Below are 26,362 nucleotides of genomic sequence, written 5' to 3'. Positions count from 1 at the left end.
GTTTAAACCTCCTTTGCCAATTTTTTTGCACGTCTGATATCAGCGCTTTGTGATGATTTGTCACCACTCGCCAATAAGACAATGACGACGCCGTTTCGCATCGTGAAGTAAATTCGGTAGCCGGCACCGACGTCTACGCGCATTTCTGAAACCCCATCGCCTACTGGCTTGATATCGCCGAGATTTCCAGAAGCGGCGCGGTCAATACGACGAGCTATTGCAACCTTAGCCCGCAAATCGCGAACTGAGGTATGCCATGCCACGAAAATGCCGGTTTGCTGAACAAGATAATTCATTGTTCGAATGTATCCAAATGGATACGAGCGAGCAGTCAGACATTTCCTTGGTTACTTCAGGCATTTCTGCGAAGTGTGTAGGTGGCAAGAATCTTTCGAAGGGGGAAATCTTAGGCGCAATGGCGCGGCCCCCTTTACTCCATCACCGTCTCGGTGCCGCTGCTGACAACTTTCCCCGCAACTCCATAAGCAACCCTCGGAACCCCCGGCAATCGCTGTTCCAGCAGCGCGCTCAAAGACTCGCCCTGATCCAGATAAGCATCGCCAAAATCGGCGCCGAGTTGATTGGGGTGGGCAACGATTTCCAGAATGCCGTCGCAGGGTGGGGCGGCGTGGCGCAAGTCTTGGGGGGTGCAGACGTAGTCGGCAGTGGCGCCCGCCAGACTGTTCAAACGGCGGTTTAGCAGATCCTTGAGGACGCGTTTCGGCAGGCTCTGGTTTTGCCCCAGATTGCGCGCCAGCCGCACGGGAATCCCTTGGCGTGCGGCGAAGCGTGCGACGATTTCACCGATGGGCCAAATGTTGTGCACTTGTTCATGGGAGTCCAGGTGACTGGGGCGCAGGCCGTTGTCCAGGCAGCGTTGCCATTGGGCTTCGAGTTCTTCCGTGACTGCATGACGATCCTCGCGACTCAACCAGAAGCGGCGGCGGGACAGGTTCAGGTCGAATGCGCCGGCAACGTCGCAGAAGGTCCGGCGCGTGAGAATGCGCCGGCTCAACGGGCGGCCACTGCTGAGGTTGAAGTGCAGGCCGATGCGCCCCTCCAGCAACGGATGCAGGGCCAGGGAACACGCAGCGTCAAAGGCCGGCATGTTGGCCATGATGGTGGCGGAACTGATGATCCCGGCCTGGAACGCTCCCAGAATCACCGCGTTTTCACCGGCACTGAGGCCGAAATCGTCAGCGTTGACTATGACTTGGTGAGGCATATTCGTCCCCCATGAAGGTTGGATGGTCGCCGTCGCTATGCAGTTTGATGGATCAGAAATGAGACTGTCAGAAGGGTATAGACCAGCGTCAGGCAACCGCGTCAGTCAGTTGAGCCGTTACTTCGGCATGAAATGGGGGCAAGTTGCCATCAAGCTCTTGCCCTGTCTGGGTTTGCGCGGATGACGAGGGAGTCTGAAGATTTTCAGCAAACCGATAGACGGTAAAAAAGCCTTGAAATACAAGGTGTTCAGAGTCTCTAAGCGTCAGAATCGAGGCGATTTATTTTTGACGGTTTCAGCGTTACAGAGAGCCTTCAGTCTTCTGTCGGCTGTCCCACCGCGTCCGATATACCCCGGGCGCACACCCCAGCCAACGCAGACACGCGCGATTGAAACTCTGTACATCGCTGTAGCCCAACCGATCAGAAATCTCTACCAGTTCCAGATCCGCTGCCTGCAACAAATCTTCAGCGCGACACCGCCGATACTCATCGAGCAACTCGGAAAAACTCCAGCCCAATGCCTTCAAGCGTCGAGCGGCGGTGCGTTCGAGCAAATGATGGCTAACGCAAAACTGCTGCCACTGGGCGCCGGCGAGGTCGGCGATCAAGTGATCGCTGACTTGCTCCAGCAAAGTCGGTTCGCTGTTGCGCCGGGTTTGCTCAAGCAGTTCCACCAGGGTCTGTTCCAGCTCATGGTTGCCGGGTGTCAGCGCGGTAACGAACAGCTGTGGATCGAGGTGAATCGAATGCTGCGCCGCCGCCCAATGCACCGGTACGCGGAACGCCTGCTCATGCTGTTCAGGATGGGCGGAACGCGCGGTGGCCAGATCGACGCGCAGGATCGGATCGCGCTCCAGGCCACTGGCCAGGAACTTACGACGTAGCATGCTGCACAGGCTGATGAGGATGTAATCGGCAATCGGTGCGCTGGCTTTCACGCTGCCGCAATCGAGCAGGCGCAGTTCGACGCCGCCGTCATGACGCACGACCCGCGCCTGGAAATGCCCATTGAAGAACGGAAAGAATCGCTCGAAATACTCACAAGCACTTTCCAGCGATGCCGCCACGTCGAACAGGTAGGTCAGGCCATTGGTGGCGGTCGAGACGAAACGCCGGCCCGCCGCCAGCCCGATCAGCGGATCACCCGTCTGCTCCAGCGCGAACGCCCAGAAGCGTCGCGACAGGAACAGCGGAACCCGCATGAATGGCGTGCGCAACTCGAACAAACTGCGGTGGAACAGACGTTCAATGGTCTCCCGGGCAATGCCACGGGCGAGCAATTCCTCGATGGCCGGCAACAAGGTCGGTGCATAAAACGCGTTGGGTGAAGGCTGATCGCTTTTTGTCATGTAGGGCTCACAGCTTGTTTGGTAACACTGGTTAGGCTGCCCGACGTTAAGCGATTTGCCGGAGCAAGACCATGCTTGATTTACGCCAGCTCGACCTGAACCTGCTGCTCGCCTTCGACGCGATTTACCAGCAACGCAGCGTCACCCGTGCCGCCGAGGTGATGTGCCTGTCGCAACCGGCCATGAGCAATGCACTACGGCGCCTGCGCGAACTGTGCGGCGATCCGCTGTTCATCAAAAGCCGTTTGGGCGTGACGCCGACGCTGGTCGCGCACCGACTGGCCGACTACGTGCGCGCCGCCCTGGAATCGTTGCGCGATGGTTTGCGCATGATTCCCGCCGCGCGCCAGAACAATCCATTGTTGCGCATCAGTTGCCTGGACTGCCTGCAACCGGTGCTGCTCGATGCGCTGCTCGAATCCCCCCATGCCGATTGGCAGGTGCGCTATTTTCAGCCACGTCGGCGCGACGCGTTGCAGGAACTGGCCAGCGGCAAGCTGGACATCCTGATCGACCTCGACCAGCCCCTGGCAGGACTGGCCGGCTTGCATAAACAAGTGCTGCCTGCCGATCATTACGTGTTCGCCTATGGCGCAGCACTGCGTGAGCCGCCGCGCACCCTTGAGGCTTACTTGCAGCAACCGCAAATCCAGATTTCCAGCCGTCGCGACGGGCTCAGCCCGGTGGACTTGCACCTTGGCTTGAAAGGCCTGCGTCGCACGCTGGCGGTGAACACCCAAAGCACATTGGCTGCCCGGGTGATGGCCGATCGGCAACCGTTCGGCATGAGCCTGCCGAGCCGCGTCGCCAGTGTGCTGGGCTTGCAGCAAGTGCCATTGCCGCTGGATGAACCGGTGCAATTGAAACTGGCGTTGTACATCGAGTCGCGCTACCGCTTTGAACGCAGCCGGGAGGAGGCGATGCATTGTTTGTTGCGGGCCTTGGGTGAGCCACGGGCGTTGCAATCGGTGGCACGCCGCGCCTAATACATCCGACAGATGTTGATGGCCTGTTGATCATTTGTGGCGAGGGAGCTTGTCGGATCGCCGCACCGTTCCGCTCGGCTGCGCAGCAGTCGCAGAATCTTGGGGTCGCTTCGCAACCCAGCGCGAGCGAGCTCGCTCGCCACAAAAAAAACATTTGTCGCGGACTTTATGTTTGATTCACCGCCAGCAAACGCTGGTCGACTTGCATAATCGCTTCAACCATCGCCAGCGCCGCCGGTGTCAGGGAATAACCGACACGACTGACGATGCCGTAGTGCAGCTGCAAACCGGGATCGTCCCGGGGAATGTCGGCAAAATCCAGCAGCCGTATCAGGCCTTGATCGACCATTTCGGCGAGGGCTTCCAGGGTGGCGATGCCCACCGCGTCGGAGCGCATCACCACGCGGCAAATGGCATCGAACTGCGCGCATTCAACGCTGGGGTTGAAGTCCGGTTCGCCCTGCACGTCGGCCAGGATCTTGCGGATCATCGGCGGAATGCGCGTTCCAACCACGGCGTAATCGAGCAGGGCGCGCAGCGACAGGTTTTCGCGGTCGGCCAAGGGGTGATCGACGCGGCAAAAAAATCGTCCGGACCGTGGCCGCAGCAATTGCACCTGGTACTGCGGATCGCCGGTGAAGTAACGCGCATCGGCGACCAGAAATTCGATCTGCTGCTCACGCAACCACAGCGCCAGTTGTTCCCAGTCACCGAGCTGGAAGCGGGTGCGGATCGCCGGATGCGCCTGGATGAACTGCGCCAGCGCCTCGGGCACCAACAGCTGCGCCGGATAAGGGCCGCTGCCGAAATACAGCTCGCCGCCGGTCAGGCCGTTGTATTGCGTCAGTTCGTTGTGCAGCGCCTGGCTCCCGGCGAGCAGACGCCGGGCGTGCTGAAGCACCAATTCACCCTGGCCGGTCAGCCGAAATTCGCGGCTGCTGCGCTCCACCAGTGCGCAATCGAGATCGCGTTCCAGGGTTTGAATGCTGCGACTGAACGCTGGCTGGCTGAGATTGATCGCCTCGGCGGCGCGGCCGAAACTGCGGTAATCGGCCAGTGCGACGAGGTGGCGAAGCTGTCGTAGATCCATCATGCGTCTCCTGCATTCAGCGGATACTTTTAATGCATTTGATCGATAACATAACCGCTGGCATAAGTACACGCCAGCCCACTTGTTGCCGTCCGCCATGCTCAGTCAAACCTTCGCTTCCAGCGCCTTCACCCGCACCATTCTCAGCCATGCCCAACAGTCCGGCCTATGCCAGGACCAGTTGCTGCAACGGGCCGGGATTTGTCTGTCGTTGCTGGATGGGCAAGGGTTGCGCGTGCCGGCGCATCTGGTCGAGCAATTGTGGAGCGAGTGCGAAAGCGCCGGGGTCAGTGCGACGTTTGGCTGCGAGCTGGTCAACGGCATGGCGACCAATTGTCTGCAAGGCCTGAACATTCTGCTCGACTCCGCTGCAACCCTGCGCGCCAGCCTGGCCTGTTTCACCGAGTTCCTGCCACGGGTGACCAACTATGTGCTGGCCGAACTGGAGGAAGACGATGGACAGGTTCGCTTGCACCTGCGCGGCGCTCATCAGCAGCCGCACTTTTTCGGCTTGGATGCGGCGACATTGACTCTGGTGCGCAACATTGCGCGACGACTTGGCCGGGCGCCGGGGGAGGTGTTTCTTGGCGTGACTTTGACGCCGGAGCAGGCGGCTGGCGAGTGGTTGCGCAGTGTGGGCATCGAGGTTCGTGAAGGTTCACATCCTTGCCTGACGCTGCCCGTGGCGTGTCTGGACGAGCCCTTGTTGGGGGCTAATCCGTTTTTGCATCAGAGCATTTTGCGGCACTGGCAAACCGAGGCGGCGCAGTACAACCGTAGCGACAGTCTGGAGATGGCGCGGCATTGGTTGACGGCGGGGGATCAGCCGATCGAGCGGATTGCCGAGCGTCTTGGGTATCGTCAGCCGAGTAATTTTATTCGGGCGTTTCGCAAGCAGTTCGGGATTACGCCCAAGCAGTTTCGGTTGGGGTTGTAGGGGCGGTTTTACTGCTGACTTGGTTTCGAAGTTGTCGCTGGTCTTTTGTGGGAGTGAGCCTGTTCGCGATGGCTTTATGTCAGGCGACTAGGGTTTTTGAAAGTGTACATATCCGTTTTTTTGTAATGGCGGCTTATGGTTCCGCTCTTACAGCGGGTCACTTTGGAAAAGCGCCAAAGTAACCAAAGCGATTTGCCCCTTACGTTCGGTGCCTCGCTGTGGCTCGGCATGCCCTCGCTCCGGTCCTGCTCCGTGGGCCCGCCGCCATCGGCCGTCCATGGCCGGGGGCGGCTACCGCGGCATCCCTGCCGCGGTGCCCACTGCGCAGAACCTCCACTCGGCCTCACGAGGGGGCGTACACCGCAACAGCACCGCGAGGCGAGCTAACGCTCGACCTCGTTGTTCGGTGGTGTACGCGTTCACCCTGTAGGAGCCGGCTTGCTGGCGATGGCATTCGATCAGGCGATCAATGTGTCGACTGACCCTCCGCTATCGCTGGCAAGCCAGCTTCTACAGGTGATCGGTGGCAGGCCCCAATTCCGAGTCCACATGCCGTTGCCGTTGCCGTTGCCGTTGCCGTTGCTTTGGCTTTGGCTTTGGCTTTGGCTTTGGCTTGTGACCTTGATCTACCTGCCCCTTTCCCAGAGGCCGAACGCAGGCATTGCGCAGGGGGCACCGCGGCAAGGATGCCGCGGTAGCCGCCCCCGGCCATGGATGGCCGATGGCGGCGGGCCCCCGGAGCAATGCCGGAGTGAGGGCATGCCGAGCCTAAGCGAGGCACCGAATGGAGGGGCAAAGCGCTTTGGTTACTTTCGCGCTCTTCGAAAGTGACCCGCCGTAAGGGCGGAACCTTAAGCAGCCATTACCGCAGAAACGGATATGCACACAAACCCTCAAAGCCCCCAATGATTACTTTTTGTCACCCACCGCTTGCGCACCCAAACCCCCACTAAGGCACCGTGACCACGCTGAGTAATCCTGACCGGAGCCTAATAATGATAAAAAAATGCTCGGCCACAGCCGGAGTCCGCCAACGACTCCAACGGCTTGGCCACACCCGCCCGCAACCCCTGGTGCTGGCGGTTCTCGCCGCCATGGCGGGCCCGACCCAGGCGACCACCTTCGACCTCAACGAAGACTGGAGCCTGTCGACCAAAACCACCCTGAGCCTGGGCAGTAGCTGGTCGACGCAAAGCCCCGACAAAAGCCTGATGACCCGCGCCAATGCCCTGCAGGCGCAAGGCGTTCAGGCCAACGGCACCAGCGTCAGCGCCGATGACAACCGGCTGAACTTTGAGAAGGGCGACCCCATTTCGCAGGTGTTCAAGGGCCTCACCGATTTCAGTCTCGATGGCCAGGGCCAGGGTGCGTTCGTTCGCTTCAAATACTGGTACGACCACGCCTACGAAACCCGTCAGGCGCGCTTCAAGGATTTTGACGATTCGGGCTGGGACGACCTGGCGAAGTTCAAGGGCTTCGAGATGCTCGATGCCTATGTCTGGAAAGATTTCCAGTTGGCCGAGCATCCGTTGAACGTAAAAGTCGGCAACCAGGTGTTGTCCTGGGGTGAGTCGCTGCTGATCCAGAACGGCATCAACGTGATCAACCCGCTGGACGTCTCGGCGTTCAACCGCCCCGGCGTGGAAATCAAGGAAGGCCAGTTGCCGGTGGAGATGCTCTCCTTCAGTTTCGGTCTGACCGACACCACCAACCTCGAAGGCTTTTACCAGTACAACTGGCGCCCCAGCGTGCTGGACGGTTGCGGCACGTTCTTCGCCGCCAGCGACGCGATCCAGAAGGGCTGCGGGCCGCTGTACCTGAGCCAGGTGCAGACCGATCAGCAAATGCAGGCCGCCGGGTTGTACGCCACATCCCGGGGCAACGAATCACCGTCCGACAACGGCCAGTTCGGCTTCGCCCTGCGCCAGATGATCCCGGCGCTGAACGATGCCGAAGCGGCGATCTACTTCATCAACTATCACTCGCGACTGCCATATTTCACCCTCGACGCGAAGAACATCGGTGTGCCCGGGACATTCCCCGGTGGCATTCAGGCACCGAGCTACGCCGCCGCGTTTCCGGAAAACATTCGCCTGTATGGCATCAGCCTCAATGGCGTGGAACCCAATAGCGGGATTTCCCTCGCGGGCGAGTTGAGCTATCGACCGAACATGCCGCTGTCGATCAACGCGCCGGACGTCAACGTCGCGGTGATTTCCGGCCCGGCGGGCAGTTCCTGGGTGCAGTTGCCGCCCGGTTTCAACATCAACCGCGGCAGCCGCTTTGACGCGTGGGAGCGCAAGGGTGTCTGGCAGGGGACCCTTTCTGCCACCCAGGCCTTCGATAACGTGTTGGGTGCCACACGCCTGAGCCTGTACGGCGAGGCCGGGGTGGTGCACATCGACGACCTCGGTGACGAACGTCTGGGCCGCAACGCCGCGTTCGGTCGCAGCTCGACGGTCAACGGCACGCCGTGCAACACCGTGGCCTCGGGCGTCACCAATCAGTACTGCACCGACAAAGGCTTCGCCACCGATTGGTCGTGGGGTTATCGCCTGCGCGCCAGCCTCGAATACAGCGACGTGCTGCCCGGCATCAACCTGATTCCGGCCGTCAACTGGCGGCATGACGTCGAGGGTTATTCCTACGATCCGCAAGGGCCGTTCCAGGAAGGTCAGCAAGCGTTGGGCGTGAGCCTGACCGGCGTCTACATGAACGATTACAGCGTGGAACTGGCCTACAACAGCTTCTTCGGTTCCAACGACTACAGCACCCTCGACGACCGCGACTTCGCATCCGTCAGCTTCAAGGCAGACTTCTAAGGAGAACCGTTATGCGTATGCAATTGTGCGTGCTGGCCCTGGCCTGCAGCGTCGGCCTGGCTCAGGCCAAAGGTACCGATCCGGCGCCGCTGGGCAAAACCCTCACACCCATGGGCTCGGAAATGGCGGCCAATGCCGACGGCAGCATTCCGGCTTGGACCGGGGGCCTGGCGAGCAACGCCGGCACCGTCGACAGCAAGGGCGGCTACAGCGATCCGTACGCTGCCGAAAAGCCGTTGTTTACGATCACCGCGAAGAACCTGGCGCAGTACGAGAAATTCCTCAGCCCTGGGCAAATCGCGTTGTTCAAGCGTTTTCCCGACACCTACAAGATGAACATTTACCCGTCGCACCGCAGCGCCAATCTGCCCAAGGATGTGTTGGCGCAGAGCCGCGATAACGTCGCCAAAACCAGCATGGCCGATGGCGGCAACGGCTTGCACGACTATGCGCGGGGCATTCCGTTTCCGTTGCCGACTGAAGGGCTGGAGGTGATGTGGAACCACATGACCCGCTATCGCGGCGGCAGTTACGAGCGCATCAGCAGCGCCGCACTGGTGCGTGAAAATGGCGCCACCAGTTATGTGCGCAACCAGTCGCTGATCAACTTCGCCGACACCGTCGGCGGCCTGGAATCGGGCTCGAACATTCTGTTCATGTTCAAAAGCCGGGTGTTGGAGCCGGCGCGTTTGTCCGGCGAAGCGGTGCTGGTGCATGAGCCGATCGACCAGGTCGCCGAGCCGCGTTCGGCGTGGCAATACCTGCCGGGTCAGCGTCGGGTGCGCCGCGCGCCAATGATCGCTTACGACAACAGCGCCCGTTACAGCAACGGCCTGATCACCGCCGACAACATCGACGGCTACAACGGCGCGCCGGACCGTTTCGACTGGAAACTGGTGGGCAAACAAGAGCTGTTCATCCCGTACAACAGCTACAAGATCGGCAGCCGTGACATCAAGTACGACGACGTGATCAAACCCAACCACGTCAACCAGGACCTGGCGCGCTACGAGAAACATCGGGTGTGGGTGGTGGAAGCCACCCTCAAGCCTGGCGCCCGTCACATCTACGCCAAGCGCCGCTTTTATGTGGACGAGGACAGTTGGCAAATCGCCCAGTCGGACCAGTACGACAGCCGTGGCGAACTGTGGCGCAGCGGTGAGTTGCACGCGATTCAGCAGTACGACCATGGCTTCACCTACAACGTGCTGGAAACCTCTTATGACCTGATCTCCGGCCGCTACTACGCCGGTGGCCTGGCCAACGAAGAAACCGAACCGATGCGCGTCGGCTTCGCCGCCAAGACGGACGACTACACCCCGTCTGACCTGCGACGCTGGGCCAAATAAAACTGACACACCACTGCCCCTGTAGGAGCTGCCGCAGGCTGCGATCTTTTGATCTTGATCTTAAAAATCAAAGTCAAAAGATCGCAGCCTGCGGCAGCTCCTACAGGGAAGCGGTCGGCTTATGTTTATCTGCAAGGAGATCTAACGTGCGCCACTGGATATCCGCACTGGCCCTGGGCGCAAGCCTGGGCACCGTTCACGCTGCAACCCTCGATCAATCCCAGGCAAAGGCGCTGGCCCAAGAGGCTTACGTCTTCGCCTACGCCACCGTCGAGCACGACAAGGTGCTCAGCGCCATCGCCGCCAAACTGCCGTTCAACCGCCTCTACAGCGAGCCGCGATTACTCGGCCCGCAAGACAACAAAGTGGTGTCGCCGAACAACGACACCTTCTATTCCCGCGCCTTGCTCGACCTGCGCGGCGAACCGCAGGTGCTGCAAGTGCCAGCGGTGCAAGGGCGCTACTACAGCTTTCAATTGGTCGACATGCGCACCGACAACCTCGACTACATCGGCACCCGCGCCACCGGCAATCAGGCCGGGCGTTACCTGATCGCCGGGCCGGACTGGCAGGGTGAAGTGCCGGCGGGTTTCAGCGGCGTGATCCGTTCGCCGAGTCGCCTGGTGTTTCTGCTCGGGCGCACCGAAGTCAAAGGTGAGGCCGACCAGAAAGAAGCGGCCAACCTGATGACGGGTTATGCCTTGCAGCCACTGTCCAAAGTGATCGCCGGGACCTCTCCCGAGGTGTTGCCCTCACTGCAATTGCCGGCTTATCAGGACACCAAACAAGGTCCGGCTGAAGCACTGTTCAACACCTTCAATGACCTGGCGCCGTTGCATCAATGGAACGCCAATGAACAAGCAAAGCTCGCTCGCTTTGCCGCCATCGGCATCGTACCCGGAGCAACGTTCACGGCGCCGGCGGGGCTCGCCGATGCAGTCGCCCAAGGCGCCGAAGCCGGTCGTGAGCAGGTGCGCGCCGCGTCCAGTCAGGTCTCGGTGGAGCAACAAGGCTGGTTTCGCTCTCCCGCCAACGTCGGCAAATTCGGCGATGACGATCTGACCCGAGCGGCGGTGGCCTGGCGTTACATCTACGCCAACGATGCGGTGGAAGCGGTTTACCCGATGGCGCTGCACGATGCTCAAGGCCAGGTGCTGGACGGTCGCAAAGTCTATCGCCTGCATTTCCCCGCCGGGCAATTGCCGCCGGTAAACGCGTTTTGGTCGTTGACCCTGTATGACGGCCGAACCCAGTTGCTCTCCGCCAACCCGATCCAGCGTTACGCCGTGGGCGATCGCAGCCCCGACCTGCGCTACGACGCCGACGGAGGGTTGACCCTGCTCCTGCAACCCCACGCACCCGAGGCAACGCAGCAGGGCAACTGGCTGCCAACGCCGGAAGGACCTTTCAATTTGCTGTTGCGTCTGTACCTGCCCAAGGCCGGTGCGCTGGACGGCAGTTATCGCTTGCCGACGATCGAGAGGGTGGAGCCATGAATATGATTTTCAGTCGTCGCCGCCTGTTGGGCAGCATGGGTGTGCTGGGAGGATGTCTGATGTTGCCGCGTGGATTGCTCGCCGCCGATGCCGATGACCTTCGGGGAATTGCCCGGGAGGCGTGGATCTATGCCTACCCGATGCTCATGCACTACCAGACCCTGGAAAAGCAGGTGCTCAACCCGGCTGCTGCGGAGTACGTCGGCGGCTTCAATCGCTTTCGTCACTACAGCGAGTTGTACACGCCGAGCAATCGCGAAATCGTCACGCCGAACAACGACACGCCATACTCCTGGGCCTGGCTCGATCTGCGCAGCGAACCGCAAGTGTTGAGCGTGCCGGCGGTCGCGGATAATCGCTACTACGTGCATCAGTTGGTCGATCAATACACGCATAATTTCGCCTACGTTGGCGTGCTCAGCACCGGTCGCGAAGCGGGGGATTACCTGATCGCCGGGCCGGACTGGCAAGGCCCGACACCGGCCGGGATCAAGGCTGTGCTGCGCAGTGAAACCCAGATCGTCATGGTGCTCGGCCGCACCGGTCTGAAAAACGCCAACGACTTGCCGGCCGTGCGCGCGTTGCAGCAGCAATATCGGTTGCGCGCCTTGCATGAATACACCGGCGCTGCCGCACCCATCGCGGCGCCTGCGATTGCATGGCCGGTCTGGGACAGTAAAACCGGGTTGGGGCCGGAATTTATCGCGGTGCTGAATCAGATCCTCACGCTGTGCCCGACACAACCGTCCGAACAGGCGTTGCGCGAACGTTTTGCCCGTATTGGCATCGTGCCGGGTCAAGGTTTTGATGTCGCCGCTTTACCGGAACAAACCCGCCAGGCATTGAGCGCCGGCATCCAGGATGCCCAGGCGCAGTTGCAAGCGGCGGTGGCGCGGGTGCGGACCACCTTCGGCCTGTTCGGTACCCGCGAGGCGATGCAGGGCAATTACCTCAATCGCGCCGTCGCCGCCCATGTCGGCATCTATGGCAACAGCGTCGAAGAGGCGTTCTACACCGGCACGCGCCAGGACAATCAGGGGCAGCCGTTGCAGGGCGGACGCAGTTATCGAATGCACTTTGCACCGGGGCAACTGCCACCGGCCAGCGAGTTCTGGTCATTGACCCTGTACGACTTGCCGGATCGACAACTGGTGGTCAACTCGATCGATCGTTATTGCCTGAGCAGTCGGGATCATTTACGCATGGATGCGGACGGTGGCCTGACGTTGCTTATGCAATCCTCAACTCCAAAAGAACAGAGCAATTGGTTGCCGACACCGGCGAGCGGGGCGTTTTCGTTGGTCCTGCGTTTGTACGGGCCGGAGCGGCAGGTGATCAAACAGCAATGGCAGATGCCGGTGGTTGAACTGGTTTCTATCTAGCTCCTGTCCCCCTGTGGGAGCGGGCTTGCCCGCGATGGCGGTGTGTCTGAGAAGGTGATGCTGACTGGTATGACGCAAAAGATCGCAGCCTGCGGCAGCTCCCACAGGAAATCGCATTCCAATGTAGGAGCTGCCGCAGGTTCGGGCCGCGTTCGGACGATCTTTTGATCTTTACGGCGTAACGATATTGAACTGCGGGCTGAAGCTATCCAGGCTACCCATCAACTCCCCGAGCTTCTTGCCATTCCCTTGAATCTTGACCAAGCCTTTCTGCATTGCCGTCGGGAAATCCAGTTGTTTCAGACTGATCTGTTCCAGCGTCGCCTTGCTCAGGCTGACACTGGCATCCGCCGCCGGGTTGAGCCCGGAACGATGCGTCAGCACGCCGTTGCGCAGGGTCAGGTTGAAGTCCTGGTGCTGGTCCTCGAAGGTCCAGTTCAGGGTCAGGTCATGGCCGGCGGCTTTTTCGCTGTCGAGCCGAATTGCCAGGAAATCGAAGAACATATCCGGGGTCATCGCCCGCATCATGTCCACCGACACCGAACTGCCAGCATGTTGCGGCACGCCGTTGCGCAGCTCCATCGCCCCGGTCAGGTACATGTTGCGCCAGGTGGCGTTTTCGCTCTGATAGCCCAACTGCTCCAGTGCCTCGGCCTGGGCAGTGCGAGCCGCGACATTGTCCGGTTCGGCAAACAGCAACTGATTGCCCAGTTGCGCGGCCCAGCGATAGTCACCTGTGCCCATGGCCGCGCGCATTTTCTCCAGCACGGCTGCGCCGCCGCCCATCGCCTCGACGCTACGCTTGGCGGTTTCCACTGGCGGCAACGGATTGAGGTTGGCCGGGTTGCCGTCGTAGAAACCCAGATAGCGCTGATACACCGCGCGCACGTTGAAACTCAACGACCCGTAGTAGCCGCGTGTGTACCACTTCTGATCCAGCGCCCCCGGCAGTCTCTTGATCGCATCAGCCACTTCCAGTGGGGTCAGGCCCTGGTTCAGCAGGTGCAAGGTGCGGTCGTTGAGAAACGCGTACATGTCGCGCTGATCAGCGAGGAAAGTGCGGATGCGCTCACCGCCCCAGGTCGGCCAGTTGTGCTGGGCGAACAGCACGTCACTCTTGTCGCCGTAGCGCGCCAGGCTGTTGTCGAGGTATTGCGACCAGGCCTTGGCGTCACGCACTTGCGCACCGCGCGGGGTGAGGATGTTGTGCATCATTTGCGTGGCGTTTTCCGCCATGCAAAGGGCGCGCAATTGCGGCAGGTACAGGTTCATTTCCGCCGGGGCTTCGGTGCCCGGGGTGAGCTGGAATTCCATCTCCAGACCGGCAATGGTGCGGGTCTCCAGTTCCTTGGTGATCAGCTCGGTCGGCGCGATCAAAGTGATGGTGCCGCCGCTTGGCGTACTTTTGCCGAGGCCGGCGTCCACCTGGCCTTTTTCGCCACGGGGCAACAGGCTGCCGAACTGGTATTGCGCGCGGCGGCTCATGGCGTTGCCGGCGAACACGTTTTCACTCATCACGTGTTCCATGAATCCGGATGGCGCAAACACCTTAACCTTGCCGGCCTTGACGTCGGCCTCGTCGATCACCCCGCGCACGCCACCGAAATGGTCAACGTGGGTGTGGCTGTAGATCACCGCCACCACCGGTTTGCGCGGTCGGTTCTGGTAGTACAGATCCAGCGCGGCTTTCGCGGTTTCGGACATGGTCAGCGGGTCGATGATGATCAGCCCGTCCTCACCCTCGATGATCGTCATGTTGGCCACATCAAGGCCACGCACTTGATAGATCTTCGGGCTGACTTCGAACAGCCCGGCATGGGCATTGAGCTGCGCCAGGCGCCAGAGGCTCGGGTTGACCGAGTCGGGGGCCTGGTCCTTGAGCAGGAAGTCATAAGCCTGGACATCCCAGATGACCTTGCCGGACGCGTCCTTGATCTGGCCCTTGAACGGTGCGATCAAGCCTTTGCTGACCGACTCGTAATCGGTGCGATCGCTGAAGGGCAGTTGTTGCAGTACGGCGCTGTTGCTGGCAGCGGTTTGCGCACTGGCCGCGACCGGTTCATTGGCAGCGCTTACCGATTGCGCGAGGCACGCTGTGATCAGGCAAGCCAACAGCCCGCGAGGGCTCAAAGTGAAACGAGGCATGGCGTCTCCGTTTTTTATCGTTATGGTTAGACCAGCCTCGAGGGTAGGGCGGTGGCCCGGCAGGGTTGCAATCAGCGTCGGACAAAAACCATTCAGGGCCGCTATCCTTGGCCCACGCTTATCGAACGGGTTCTCCCATGCTTGAAGTCCACGGCGTCTTCAAAAGCTACGCCACCCCGCAAGGCCCTTTGCCGGTCCTTCAAGGTGTCGACCTGACCCTCAAACCCGGCAGCAGCCTGGCATTGATGGGCGAGTCGGGCAGTGGCAAAAGCACCTTGCTGCACCTGATCGCCGGGCTGGACAAGGTCGATCGCGGCAGCATCCGCAGCGGTGAGCATCGCCTGGAGCAGATGAACGAAGGGCAACTGGCGAGATGGCGGCGCACCGAGATCGGTCTGGTGTTCCAGCAGTTCAACCTGATCGGCAGCTTGCGGGTGGAGGACAACCTGGCGTTTCAGGCACGCCTGGCGGGGCGCCATGACCCGCGTTGGCTGGCGCATCTGGTGCAGCGCCTGGGGCTGGCTGATTTGCTGCGGCGCTATCCCGAACAACTCTCCGGCGGCCAGCAGCAACGGGTCGCGTTGGGCCGGGCCCTGGCGTCGCAGCCAAAACTACTGCTGGCCGACGAGCCCACCGGCAGCCTCGATGAAGCCACCAGCGACGAAGTGCTGAAGTTACTTCTTGAGCTTCTGGATGACAGTTCCACCACCCTGTTGATGGTCACCCACAGCCCCAGCGTTGCGGCGCGACTGGCAGAAAAAGTGGTGCTGCACGGTGGGCGTCTGGCCGATGTGGACGCGCGCTGAGATGCGCATTTTTCTCGAGACATTGCGTGCGCTGCTCAGCCATTGGCGGCAGCACCCGGTGCAGTTTTTCAGCGTGCTGACCGGGCTGTGGCTGGCCACCAGTCTGCTGACCGGTGTGCAAGCGCTGAACAGCCAGGCGCGGGACAGTTATGCCCGGGCCAGCCAGTTGATCGGAGGTGAACCCCAGGCCAGTCTCGGTTCGCCCAATGGCGCGACCTTCGCGCAGCAGTTGTTTGTCGACTTGCGCCGCGCCGGGTGGCCGGTGTCGCCGGTGTTGCAGGGGCGGGTCACGCTCAAGGGGCATGAAGACCAGCGCTTGCAACTGATGGGCATCGAGCCGGTGTCGTTGCCAACCGGCGCCGAGGTCGCCGGGCAGGCATTGGCGATCGAGCAGGTTGTCGAATTTTTTACCCCGCCGGGCAGCACCTGGATTTCACCGCAGACCTTACAGGCACTGGGACTGAAAGAGGGTGAGCGGCCGCTGGCATTGAACGGTCAGACGTTACCGCCGCTGCACGCTCAAGTGGACATGGCACCCGGTGTGTTGCTGGTGGACATCGGTTTCGCCCAGCAGATTCTCGGCTTGCCGGATCAGTTATCACGCCTGCTGTTGCCCAAGGATTTCGTCGCGACACTCCCCGATGCGTTCAAGGGACAGCTCCAGCTCAAGACCAGTGGCGAAGAAAATAATCTGGCGCGCCTGACCGAGAGCTTTCACCTGAACCTCGACGCCCTGGGTTTTTTGTCGTTCGTGGTCGGCCTGTTCATCGTTCACGCCGCGATTGGGCTGGCGCTGGAACAGCGTCGCGGCTTGCTCAGAACGATGCGCGCCTGCGGGGTCAGTGCGCGGATGCTGATCGCCTGTCTCGCCGTTGAACTGGGCGCGCTGGCCTTGATCGGTGGCGTCGCCGGGGTTGTCAGCGGTTACCTGCTGGCCAGCGTGTTGCTGCCGGATGTCGCCGCCAGCCTGCGCGGGTTGTATGGCGCCGAAGTGGCGGGGCAGTTGAGCCTGAGCCCGTTGTGGTGGCTCAGCGGCGTCGGACTGAGCCTGCTCGGCGCCGTGCTCGCGGGCGCCAATAGTTTGTGGCGGGCGGCGCGTTTGCCGTTGCTGGCCCTGGCCGATCCTCAGGCCTGGCATCAGGCTCATGCTCGCTGGTTGCGGCGTCAGGGTTGGGTGGCGGCGCTGGCCTTGGGCATTGCGTTGCTGGCGTTGGTGCGCGGCGACAGCCTGGCCAGTGGTTTTGTGCTGATGGCCGCGTTGTTGCTGGGCGCCGCGCTGGCCTTGCCGGTGCTGCTCAACGCGCTGCTCAACGGGCTGCTGAGTCGCGGTCATTCGGTGCTCGGCCAATGGTTTCTCGCCGATTGCCGCCAACAACTTCCGGCCCTGAGCCTGGCACTGATGGCGCTGTTGTTGGCACTGGCGGCCAACATCGGCGCCGGCAGCATGACCGCCGGTTTTCGTCAGACCTTCAGTAACTGGCTCGAACAACGGCTGACCGCCGAGCTTTACCTCAACCCACAGAACCCGGCCCAGGCTCGGGAGATGTACGACTGGCTCAAGCAACAACCGCAGCTCACGGCGGTGCTGCCCAACTGGCAGGTCGCGATTCAATTGCAAGGCTGGCCGGCGGATGTCTTCGGCGTAATCGATCACCCGACCTATCGCCAGCACTGGCCGTTGCTCGAAGCGCTGGGCGACACGCCTTGGGATCGCCTGGCCACAGACGACGCGGTGATGCTCAGCGAGCAACTGGCGCGGCGCTTGAAGGTGAAACTCGACGATCGCCTGACGATTGCCACCCCCAATGGCCCATGGTCGCCGCGCATCGTCGGGATCTACGCCGACTACGGCAATCCGAAGGGCCACCTGCTGGTCAACGTCAATCACCTGCTGCGCGGCTGGCCGCAACTGACGCCCAACCGCTTCAATCTGCGCATCGAGCCGGCACTGATTGCGCCGTTCGTGACCGCGCTGCAAGCACGTTTTGCGCTGGAGGAAAGCCGCATCGTCGATCAGGCCCGGCTCAAGGGCTGGTCGACGCAAGTGTTCGAGCGCACCTTCGCCGCCACCGCCGCGCTCAATAGCCTGACCCTGTGTGTGGCGGGCGTGGCGTTGTTCATCAGCCTGCTGACGCAAAGCCAGAGTCGTCTCGGGCAACTGGCGCCGCTGTGGGCGCTGGGCGTGACGCGCCGGCAACTGATGCTTCTCAACCTCGGGCAAACCTGGCTGCTGGCGGTGTTGACGCTGGTGTTGGCGTTGCCATTGGGCATCGCCCTGGCCTGGTGCCTGGACACGGTGATCAACGTCCAGGCATTCGGCTGGCGCCTGCCGCTACGGGTGTTTCCGCTGCAATTGCTGCAGTTGATGGGGTTGGCGTTATTGGCGACGCTGCTGGCGTCGGCGTGGCCGTTGTATTCGCTGTATCGCACGCAACCGGCGGACCTGCTGAGGACGTTTGTCCATGAGGATTAAGTTCGGGTTATGCCTGATCCTGGCGTTGCTCGGCGGTTGTGAGCAGTCGACGCCGGATGAAAAAGGTTTCGCCGGGCTGGGCAATCAAGCGACCGCGTTTACGCCGGTAGTGCCCGGGCGCGTATTTTATTTTCCGGCAGATCATGGCCCTCATGACGGCTTTCGAATCGAATGGTGGTACGTCACCGCCAACCTCAAGGATGAGCAGGGTCGCCAGTTCGGCGCCCAGTGGACGTTGTTTCGCAGCGCCTTGAAAGCGACGCCTGAGCAGTCCGGGTGGAGCAATCAGACGATATGGCTGGGCCACGCGGCGGTTACCTCGGATTCGGTGCATCACGCCGCCGAACGCTATGCCCGTGGCGGCGTCGGACAGGCCGGCGTGAACCTGACACCGTTCAATGCGTGGATCGACGACTGGGGTTTCAGCAGTCAGGCCACGGCCGCTGATCCTCTCACCGATCTGCAACTCAGCGCTCGCGACAAGTTATTCAGCTACCAACTGCGACTGACCTCGAATCGGCCGCTGGTGCTGCAAGGGGACAAGGGGTTTAGCCAGAAATCCGAACAGGGCCAGGCGTCGTATTACTACAGCCAACCGTTTTTTCAGGCCAGCGGCATGCTGGAGATCGACGGCAAGCAGTATCAGGTCAGCGGTCCCGCGTGGCTCGACCGCGAATGGAGCAGCCAACCGCTAACCGCCAACCAGAGCGGCTGGGACTGGTTTTCCCTGCACCTGGACAGCGGCGAGCAGGTGATGCTCTATCGCATGCGGCAAAAGGACGGTGAACCTTACCTGACCGGTACGTGGATCGATGCTCAGGGCCAGACGCAGATGCTGAAGGCTGATGATATTCGCCTCACGCCGCAGGACACCGCCAAGGTGGCCGGGCGTTCGATGCCGGTGCGATGGTCGATTCAGATTCCCGGCAAACACCTCGATATTGTGATCAACGCCCTTAATCCCGATGCCTGGATGGATTTGCGCATTCCCTACTGGGAAGGGCCGGTGCGCTTGAGCGGCAGTCATGGCGGACAGGGGTATCTGGAAATGACCGGTTATTAAAAGGATCGCGGTCCCCTGTAGGAGCTGCCGCAGGCTGCGATCTTTTGATCTTCCAATCAACCGGAACTCCTTCCGGCGTCCACCTCTCTACCGTACGAATACCCCTGCTGGAGCTCGCCATGCGCGAAGACCTCACACCCCCCGACCTCGACGCATGGCAACGCCTGTTCGAAGACGAGGCCTATTGGCAGCAGTCCCCGGATTCTTACTTCATGGATTTGCAGCGCCTGGCAGACGATCTGTTGGGGCAGGGTGCCATTGATCTCGAGCAATGGCAGGAGCTGAAGAGCAGGGCGGAGCAATCCCACAAAGACTCACCGGCGATCAACGTAACCCGGGAGCTCGACGATCCCGAAGCCTGAGGACACCCACATGAAAACCACCCCCGACACCGAACACCCCGACGAGCCACGGCCACCCGGAGAAACCGAGCGCGACAACGACGCCTTGCGCCCAACCGACCCGACCCGACGCAAGGAAAGCGGCAAAGGCACCGCCAGCGGTGAATCGACTGCGCAAGAAACTGCGAACACTCCCTGATCAGCGTCTATGCTCATTCGACACACGGTGTTGAACCCGCATTTCGGCGCCGTTTGTCATCATTTATCACAGGGAATGTTCTGCCTATGAAACTTCACGCACTGACTAAAGCCGTCACACTCGCCACCTTGCTGTCCGCCGCCAGTTTTAGCGCCGTTGCAGCAGACATTCCGTTATCCGCCGTCGTGGAAGCTGATCAGATCACCGCCACTGTCGTCTCAGTCGATGCCGCCAAGCATCAAGTGGTTCTCAAGGGGCCGGACGGTCGCGAGGTCCATTTTCAACTAACCGACAAGGCGAAAAACCTCGGCAACCTGAAAGCTGGCGATCAGGTCGACATCAAAGTCGCCCGCTCTGTCGCTGCCTATCTGGACACCGATGTCGACAAAGGCTTGCCAGGCACTACGGAAGGCGTCGGTGAAGCCCGCAACGCGCCGGGTAGCGCCCCTGGCGGCGAAGCTTATCGTCAGGTACAAGTCCAGCTGAAAATCACCGCAATCGATGTGAAGAAAAACCAGGTCACCTTTGAAAATCCGAAAGGGGAGAGCAAAACCATCACTGTCGAAAAACCGGAAATTCAAGCGAAGCTTAAGGACCTGAAAGTTGGGCAAAGCGTCTACGTGACGTATACCGACTTTCTACAAGTGACCAGCAAATCCGGAAGTTGAGTTTTTAGTTCTGCGTATTGATTAACCCTGTACAGGTTTTGTATAGGGTTAATCAATTTCTTTGAACTGACTGGTGGGTTTGGTCACTTGGTCTGAAGAATAATTGGAGCAGTGATCGAGAGAAGATGTGTCTGCAAATTTCATGTTTCAGGCGCGGATTTCTTCAGCGACTTCATTTAAAATACGCCCCGTTCGTCCAGTGTCAGGGCTCCTTACCAGTGCATGGAATGCCGAGGCTTTTGCACTGGGCGAACACTATTCTAAATAGTCATTTCTGTCTGTTTTCCACTTGCCAAACTAAATCGGCCAGCAGTGCTGACCGATATGTAAACCATGGAACTGACTTAGTCCATTTTTGGCTTGCGCCAGTCATCCGATCCCGAAGTTCCGGATGCTACGTGCGTCCAGGTTATGTTGCGATAACTGAAGTGCACATCTTGTAGATGGGTGAAATGCGAGTTTGCCGGGTCCTGGCAGTTATGCATGTAGTCCTTGATGACGACGATGATCGCATCTTCAAGTTTAGTGGTGTAGTAATGCTCCTGGCCTCCTTGACCTTTAGGGCGATACCACTTGATCTCAACGGCAGTCATGCGCTCGCCGGAAGTCAGTGCTTCCAGCAACAGCGGGGACGCTTTGTCGAAAACCTTGGTGATCACGAGGGGTTTGTGAATGCGTTGACCGGTTGTATTACCCGACTGTGGGTCTCGCGGTATCGTGAGTTCGTGGCTGAAACCCTGAACCATGACCTGGTCTTCGTGACCCTCCTGGTAGGTATTGCCAACGGAATCTGCGGTAAATGCTCCGGCAGTGATCAGTCCCTGTTTCTCGCCTGTAACGGACATGTATGCGGGTGTAGCCATGGATGCTCTCCTTGCTAAAGTAAATTAATGCGCCCGAGGGCGATTTCGCTCAGTGGGGGCTGACTATTAACAAGGTCCGTGCCAACAGCCTGAAAGCTGTATAAGTCGTGTAGCCGAGTGTTTTTTCGCAACATTTGACGCTGAAATTCAATGAGGTTTGCGCAGAAAGTTGCACATTCAGCCGCATGGTTTGCGCACCTGATCGAAAGGCTTCACAGGCCGAACGATCAACCCCGTACCAAGGTCTTACGCCAGGATCATCGCGCAGGTTTTTGCGCATCACGGCCACAAGCCACCACCGCAGTCCCGAGACGGAGTGAAGACGACATGAAAATCCTGATGGTTTTAACGTCCCACGATCAATTGGGTGACACCGGCAAGAAAACCGGATTCTGGCTGGAAGAATTCGCTGCACCGTATTACACGTTCAAGGATGCTGGCGCGCAGTTGACCCTGGCCTCGCCCAAGGGCGGCCAGCCACCGCTGGACCCGAAAAGCGACGAGCCAGACGCGCAAACCGAAGCCACCGAGCGCTTTCGCAAGGACCCGGCGGCGCAATCGGCATTGGCGTCAACCGTCCTGCTCGGCTCGGTGAAGGAGGGCGATTACGACGCGATCTTCTATCCGGGCGGCCATGGCCCACTCTGGGACCTGGCCGAAGACCAACAGTCGATCGCGTTGATCGAGGCGTTTTACAACGCGGGCAAACCAGTCGCCACCGTCTGCCACGCGCCAGGCGTCCTGCGGCATGCCAAAGGCCCGGACGGCCAGCCGTTGGTCAAAGGCAAGAAAGTGACGGGGTTCACCAACAGCGAAGAAGAAGCGGTGCAATTGACCAATGTCGTGCCGTTTCTGGTGGAGGATGAGCTTAAGGCCAAGGGCGGGTTTTTTTCAAAGGGACCTGATTGGGCGAGCTATGTGCTCACCGATGGCCTGTTGGTTACCGGGCAGAATCCGGCGTCGTCGCAGGCTGCGGCTGAAGCGTTGTTGGCGAAATTGAAATAGACATAAATCCTGTAGGCGCCCGGCTTGCCGGCGATGGCGGACGTGAAATCGCTATCGCTGGCAAGCCAGGCTCCTACAGTTTTGTGGTGGACTAACGAAGCGCTGCAAAACACTGCTCAATCGAGCGCCGCTGCGTCTCTGCATACAACCCCAACTCATCTATCGTCGAACGCCCCAAGGCCTTTTCAAACGCTTGCTGGTTGGCGTGCACGCCGTAATGGGTTTGCGCCGCATCCCCCAGGTTTGACTGAAAAATCCCTGCGGCACTGACGGGCAGGAAATCTTCGTACACCAACGGTTCAACCCGCAGATAGCCGTCGCTGATCAGATCTTCGAGCGTCGCGGTTTTCAGCTCATGCGCCGCCAAACCTTTTTCCGTCACGAAATAGCGAAAGTACGCCAGTTCCTGTCGGCGCATGCCTTCGTAGGTGTCAGGAAATTCGCTGAAGTGCTGCGACATCAGCGCGTTGTAGCGCGCGGCGTTGGCTTCGTTGGGGAAGTCCTTGAGTTCGTCCCGTGCGGCATTCAGCAAACGGTCGTAAAGCGCTCGGCCTTTCGGCGTAAGGGCGGCGCCGCGTTGTTCGATTTCACCGAAACGGGCGCTATGGCTGCCGCGAGCGTCGGCCTGATCGGTGAAGGCAATCGGTTCGTCGAGCGCCTTGAAACTGGTCTGGCGCAGCAGGATCGGGCATTGACGGCGTGGCGGGCCTTCGATCACCGCTTTGGGGGTGATGCCATGGACGGGCATTTGTGCCTGGACGATGTCGATGTCCAGAGTACGCGGTGTCAGGTGATTGATGTGCGGGCCTTTGAAGGCCACCACATCGGCAATGAGGCGATGTTGGGCGCTGAGCTGCTGGTATTGCTCGGCAGTCACCGTGGCGCTGTGATGCCAGCGGAACGTTTCCAGTGCCTCTTTGACGAATTCGTCAGCCTCTTGCTCGGTCAGGCCGCCGTGGGTTTCGGCGCGGTCGATGAGCGTGAGCGCGGCGGGGGTGAAGATCGAACGCTTGTTCAATGCCGACTGGGCGAAGGCGCGCAATTCCAGGTCTTCGATCAGCTCCAGGCGCAGCAGTGAGGTGAACACCCGGAACGGGCTAATCTGCAACGCCGCTTCATGCACGGCACGGAATGCAGTGGAATGCACCGGCACCCCGGCCGGTGTCAGGTCGTAGTAACCCACCGGTTGCATACCCATCACAGCGAACAGGCGGGCGAGGGTTGCCAGTTCAGCGGCTGTACCGACCCGGATCGCGCCGTGGCGCTCCAGGTCCAGGCGCTCGATTTCGCCGGTGCTGTTCAACTGTCGAGCCACTTGTGGATCGCTGTCCAGCACGTGGCGGTTGGTCTTTTCCACCAACTCCATCAGCGCGCCGTACAGCGGCACTTCTTCGCGGTACATGTCGGACATCGCTTTGGAAAAGCGTTGGCGGATCAGGTCGGGGCTGACGAAACTCGGGTGGTTCATGAAGACAATTCCTGGCGCGGTGACGTTAGGCAAAAGATCGCAGCCTTCAACGTCGCCGACAAACGAAGTTTCTGACGAACTTCATTCTGCAAAGGACTGCATCCTCAATGCAGTCGTTGATCCTGTGGGCTTTCCGAGCGCAGCGATGCCAAAAACTCCCGATACAGGCGCGCCGAACCGGCAGGCGCTTCCAGCATCGGCATATGACCGATGCCTTCCCATATTTCCACCCGCAGATCGGCGATGCCTTTGCTCCAGATAGCCACGCTGCTGACATCGATCAAGCGATCCTTGCGCCCCCAGAGCAACAGCGCTGGCGCCTTGATCGAGGGGAGTTTCGGCTCCATGGGCGGGCTGGCGCGAAAATCACGGAAGATTTCTTCCAGTTCGTCGCGCGACTGTTCGTAGCGATGGGCGATGGCATCCAGCACCACGCGCGGCATCCACGGTGGTTCGGCCATGGTCATGGCATAGAGATATTTGAATTCTTCGCGCGAATTAATCAGGAACGGGTTGTGGCCCTTGGCCAAGTGGCGTTCCAGATCACTGGGTTCCGGCGAGGCGACGCCGGCCGGGTCGAACAGGGCGACCGAGACGATCCGCTCCGGATAGTTGGCCGCGAGCCAGGCGGCGATGTAGCCGCCCATCGAGTTGCCGATCACGTGTACTTTTTCGACGCCGCAAACGTCGAGCAGCTGAATCATCCGCTTGGCTTGCAACGCAATGTCATAGCCGCCGCCAGCCTTGAAGCCGGTTTCACCATGGCCTGCGATGTCGGGAATGATCACCCGGTAATTGCCGACAAAGTGCCGGGCAAAGCGCAGCCAGAGGTTTTTGTCGGCGCTGAAACCGTGCAGCATCAAGACATTGCTGGATGCTTCATACGGCCCGCCTTGCCAGGTCGAGACCGTCATTTCCGAGATGGGCACGACGATTTTGTGCAGCTTGTACAGCTTGGCTTCGGTGGCCACGCTCAAGTCATAGAGCCAGTACCCGATCGCTGGATAGCTTAACCAGCTCCAGGCTGCGAAAACCGCGATTGCGACAACCAATAGGAGCATCAGGCGTCTTCCTTCTAACGGTTCAGGACAAGATGTGATCGGCGGGTTTCAGGGCTCGGGTCAATCGATGAAAGCTGAAACTGAACCCCGGAAACATGGCAATCACATGACCGCTCTTGCTTTGGTACCAACTGTGGCAGCCTCCAGACTTCCACACGGTACGTTCCATTTCTCTATGGATCATTTCAGTGTAGGTACGTTCTGCCTCGGGGCGAACTTCGATGCTGCGCAAACCTTGTGTTTTTAATGTGCGAATACAGTCGAGGATGTAATTCATCTGCGATTCGATGATGAACAGCGCCGACGTGTGGCCGATTCCGGTGTTCGGGCCGGTGACGATAAACAGATTGGGAAAGTCCGGCAGGCTGGTACCGAGGTAAGCCCGGGGATACTCAGCCCAGACATTTCGCAGTTGTGTGCCGTTTTTTCCGGTGACCGGGTAGGAAATCACCCCGTCGGTGGCGTCGTAACCGGTGGACCAGACGATCAGGTCGAGATCGATGTGCTGGCCGTCCTGCATGACGATCCCGGTTTCGTCGATTTCGGCAATGCCTTGTTCGCGGCTGTGCAGCGTCACGTTGCTGCGAGCCAATGCCGGATACAGCGTGCTCGACAGAATCACCCGCTTGCAGCCGATGGTGTAATCCGGTGTCAGTTTTCGCCGCATTTCGGCGTCGGGCACCTGGCGCTTGATAAACCGCAAGGCCTGATGCTGGACCACGCGCATGGCGGGTTTCGAATATTTGAAAGCAATCACCCGGGTTTCGAATTGCCAGTAGATCATCCAGCGCAGCAGCTTGTAGGCCGGTTTCAGCCCCAGCAACCAGCGCTGGAACCGGCCGAACGTACGGTCGGCCCGGGGCAACACCCAATGCGGCGTGCGCTGAAACACATGCAGGTGCTCGACGTCCGGGGCAATCGCCGGAATCACCTGGGCTGCACTGGCGCCGCTGCCGACGATAGCCACGCGTTTTTGCCGGTAGTCGTAGGAATGGTCCCAATTGTTGGTGTGAAAACTTTTGCCTTGGAAGCGCTCCTGGCCTTCGAAGTGCGGGATCACTGGTTGACTCAAGGGACCGGTGGCGTTGATCAGGAATTGCGCATAAAACGTGCCTTTGCTGGCGGTGTGAACGGCCCAGCGCTTGCCTTCGTCGTCCCATTCGACCCGCTCGACATTGGCCTCCAATTCCACCCGGTCGCGCAGGCCGAATTGCTCAACTACATAGCGGGTGTAGCGATGCAATTCGGCTTGTTCAGCAAACATCTGTGTCCAGCGGTAGGGGGCGAAGGACAGTGAGTACAGCGGCGAGGGCACGTCGACCGCCGCGCCGGGATAGGTGTTCTGGCACCAGGTGCCGCCGAAAAAGTCCCGCCGTTCCAGCAGGCGAAAATCCGTGATGCCGGCCTTGAGCAAATTGACCGCCGCACACTGTCCGCCAAAACCGCTGCCGATGATCAACACTTGAAAGGTCTGCATGGGCCTCCTTTTTATCGTTATTAGTCCAAACCTATCTTGATGTATAGCCAAATCGCGAAGCATTGCTTTCGCTTTTGTAGGAGCAAGCTTGCTCGCGATTCGGGCGCCGCTGTGCATCAGGCTAACCGAGTTATCGTTCTTCGCGAGCAAGCTTG

The 26,362-nt window shown here is 60.1% G+C and carries 22 protein-coding genes; 13 read left to right on the top strand and 9 right to left on the bottom strand.

The features are described from left to right. Nucleotides 1-2: 2 nt before the first annotated feature. From KGB21_RS18315 to KGB21_RS18305, 3 genes are all read right to left on the bottom strand, one after another. Nucleotides 3-296, bottom strand: coding sequence for a type II toxin-antitoxin system RelE/ParE family toxin (locus tag KGB21_RS18315; RefSeq protein ID WP_034149849.1), 294 nt, complete (start codon nt 294-296; stop codon nt 3-5). Nucleotides 297-430: 134 nt separating this feature from the next. Then, nucleotides 431-1,225 carry a ChbG/HpnK family deacetylase gene (locus KGB21_RS18310; protein WP_223506185.1) on the bottom strand — a complete coding sequence of 265 codons (795 nt, stop codon included), beginning with the start codon at nt 1,223-1,225 and terminating at the stop codon, nt 431-433. A gap of 301 nt (nt 1,226-1,526) precedes the next feature. After that, complete coding sequence (locus KGB21_RS18305; RefSeq protein WP_223506183.1) at nt 1,527-2,576, bottom strand: AraC family transcriptional regulator ligand-binding domain-containing protein; 1,050 nt, start codon at nt 2,574-2,576, stop codon at nt 1,527-1,529. A gap of 71 nt (nt 2,577-2,647) precedes the next feature. Between KGB21_RS18305 and KGB21_RS18300 the strand changes: the two genes are divergently transcribed. Further along, nucleotides 2,648-3,562: a LysR family transcriptional regulator gene (locus tag KGB21_RS18300; protein WP_034149846.1), complete on the top strand. Its 915-nt coding sequence runs from the start codon at nt 2,648-2,650 to the stop codon at nt 3,560-3,562. A gap of 166 nt (nt 3,563-3,728) precedes the next feature. Here KGB21_RS18300 and KGB21_RS18295 read toward each other — a convergent pair whose 3' ends face one another. Then, complete coding sequence (locus KGB21_RS18295) at nt 3,729-4,652, bottom strand: LysR family transcriptional regulator (RefSeq protein ID WP_034149845.1); 924 nt, start codon at nt 4,650-4,652, stop codon at nt 3,729-3,731. Between the two features lie 97 nt (nt 4,653-4,749). Here KGB21_RS18295 and KGB21_RS18290 point away from each other — a divergent pair, with 97 nt between their 5' ends. From KGB21_RS18290 to KGB21_RS18270, 5 genes are all read left to right on the top strand, one after another. After that, complete coding sequence (locus KGB21_RS18290; RefSeq protein WP_034149844.1) at nt 4,750-5,589, top strand: AraC family transcriptional regulator; 840 nt, start codon at nt 4,750-4,752, stop codon at nt 5,587-5,589. A gap of 995 nt (nt 5,590-6,584) precedes the next feature. Next, nucleotides 6,585-8,411 carry a DUF1302 domain-containing protein gene (locus tag KGB21_RS18285; RefSeq protein WP_223506181.1) on the top strand — a complete coding sequence of 609 codons (1,827 nt, stop codon included), beginning with the start codon at nt 6,585-6,587 and terminating at the stop codon, nt 8,409-8,411. 11 nt (nt 8,412-8,422) lie between these two features. Beyond that, on the top strand, nt 8,423-9,760 hold the full coding sequence (locus KGB21_RS18280) for a DUF1329 domain-containing protein (protein ID WP_223506179.1): 1,338 nt from the start codon (nt 8,423-8,425) through the stop codon (nt 9,758-9,760). Between the two features lie 146 nt (nt 9,761-9,906). After that, nucleotides 9,907-11,256: a DUF1254 domain-containing protein gene (locus KGB21_RS18275; RefSeq protein WP_223506177.1), complete on the top strand. Its 1,350-nt coding sequence runs from the start codon at nt 9,907-9,909 to the stop codon at nt 11,254-11,256. Then, complete coding sequence (locus KGB21_RS18270; RefSeq protein ID WP_223506175.1) at nt 11,253-12,638, top strand: DUF1254 domain-containing protein; 1,386 nt, start codon at nt 11,253-11,255, stop codon at nt 12,636-12,638. The genes KGB21_RS18275 and KGB21_RS18270 overlap by 4 nt, the downstream gene beginning before the upstream one ends. A 171-nt stretch (nt 12,639-12,809) precedes the next feature. On the opposite strand, the gene KGB21_RS18265 is transcribed toward KGB21_RS18270, so the two are convergent. Further along, nucleotides 12,810-14,783, bottom strand: a complete 1,974-nt coding sequence (locus tag KGB21_RS18265) for an alkyl/aryl-sulfatase (RefSeq protein WP_223506173.1) — start codon at nt 14,781-14,783, stop codon at nt 12,810-12,812. 137 nt (nt 14,784-14,920) lie between these two features. On the opposite strand from KGB21_RS18265, the gene KGB21_RS18260 reads away from it, so the two are divergent. From KGB21_RS18260 to KGB21_RS18235, 6 genes are all read left to right on the top strand, one after another. Then, complete coding sequence (locus tag KGB21_RS18260; protein ID WP_223506171.1) at nt 14,921-15,589, top strand: ABC transporter ATP-binding protein; 669 nt, start codon at nt 14,921-14,923, stop codon at nt 15,587-15,589. Between the two features lies 1 nt (nt 15,590). Further along, nucleotides 15,591-18,062, top strand: a complete 2,472-nt coding sequence (locus KGB21_RS18255) for an ABC transporter permease (protein WP_223506169.1) — start codon at nt 15,591-15,593, stop codon at nt 18,060-18,062. Continuing rightward, entirely contained in the window at nt 18,052-19,125 is a 1,074-nt protein-coding gene (locus tag KGB21_RS18250; RefSeq protein ID WP_223506167.1) for a lipocalin-like domain-containing protein, read from the top strand. Before KGB21_RS18255 ends, KGB21_RS18250 begins: the two co-directional genes overlap by 11 nt. Before the next feature lie 119 nt (nt 19,126-19,244). Then, the gene (locus KGB21_RS18245; protein ID WP_034150359.1) at nt 19,245-19,487 is read left to right on the top strand and encodes a hypothetical protein; all 243 of its coding nucleotides are present in this window, start codon (nt 19,245-19,247) and stop codon (nt 19,485-19,487) included. Between the two features lie 10 nt (nt 19,488-19,497). After that, nucleotides 19,498-19,665 carry a hypothetical protein gene (locus KGB21_RS18240; RefSeq protein ID WP_223506165.1) on the top strand — a complete coding sequence of 56 codons (168 nt, stop codon included), beginning with the start codon at nt 19,498-19,500 and terminating at the stop codon, nt 19,663-19,665. An 86-nt stretch (nt 19,666-19,751) separates the two neighbouring features. After that, a complete protein-coding gene (locus tag KGB21_RS18235; protein ID WP_034150358.1) occupies nt 19,752-20,333 on the top strand; it encodes a hypothetical protein in 582 nt (193 codons plus the stop codon). Between the two features lie 344 nt (nt 20,334-20,677). Here the strand turns inward: KGB21_RS18235 and KGB21_RS18230 are convergent, their stop codons facing one another. Further along, the gene (locus KGB21_RS18230; protein ID WP_034150357.1) at nt 20,678-21,196 is read right to left on the bottom strand and encodes an Hcp family type VI secretion system effector; all 519 of its coding nucleotides are present in this window, start codon (nt 21,194-21,196) and stop codon (nt 20,678-20,680) included. A 327-nt stretch (nt 21,197-21,523) separates the two neighbouring features. On the opposite strand from KGB21_RS18230, the gene KGB21_RS18225 reads away from it, so the two are divergent. Further along, nucleotides 21,524-22,201, top strand: coding sequence for a type 1 glutamine amidotransferase domain-containing protein (locus KGB21_RS18225; protein WP_034150356.1), 678 nt, complete (start codon nt 21,524-21,526; stop codon nt 22,199-22,201). A 91-nt stretch (nt 22,202-22,292) separates the two neighbouring features. On the opposite strand, the gene KGB21_RS18220 is transcribed toward KGB21_RS18225, so the two are convergent. The 3 genes from KGB21_RS18220 to KGB21_RS18210 all read right to left on the bottom strand — a co-directional run bounded on the left by KGB21_RS18220 (nt 22,293) and on the right by KGB21_RS18210 (nt 26,207). Further along, nucleotides 22,293-23,669 carry a VOC family protein gene (locus KGB21_RS18220; RefSeq protein ID WP_223506163.1) on the bottom strand — a complete coding sequence of 459 codons (1,377 nt, stop codon included), beginning with the start codon at nt 23,667-23,669 and terminating at the stop codon, nt 22,293-22,295. Between the two features lie 104 nt (nt 23,670-23,773). Further along, nucleotides 23,774-24,730, bottom strand: a complete 957-nt coding sequence (locus KGB21_RS18215; RefSeq protein ID WP_034150354.1) for an alpha/beta fold hydrolase — start codon at nt 24,728-24,730, stop codon at nt 23,774-23,776. Between the two features lie 22 nt (nt 24,731-24,752). Next, complete coding sequence (locus tag KGB21_RS18210) at nt 24,753-26,207, bottom strand: flavin-containing monooxygenase (RefSeq protein ID WP_223506160.1); 1,455 nt, start codon at nt 26,205-26,207, stop codon at nt 24,753-24,755. Nucleotides 26,208-26,362: the final 155 nt, after the last annotated feature.

It is taken from the genome of Pseudomonas sp. GL-RE-29, assembly GCF_019947275.1.
GTDB lineage: Bacteria > Pseudomonadota > Gammaproteobacteria > Pseudomonadales > Pseudomonadaceae > Aquipseudomonas > Aquipseudomonas fluorescens_A.
The sequence above is the reverse complement of the archived record's forward strand: the minus strand, read 5'-3'. Positions and strand labels throughout refer to the sequence as shown.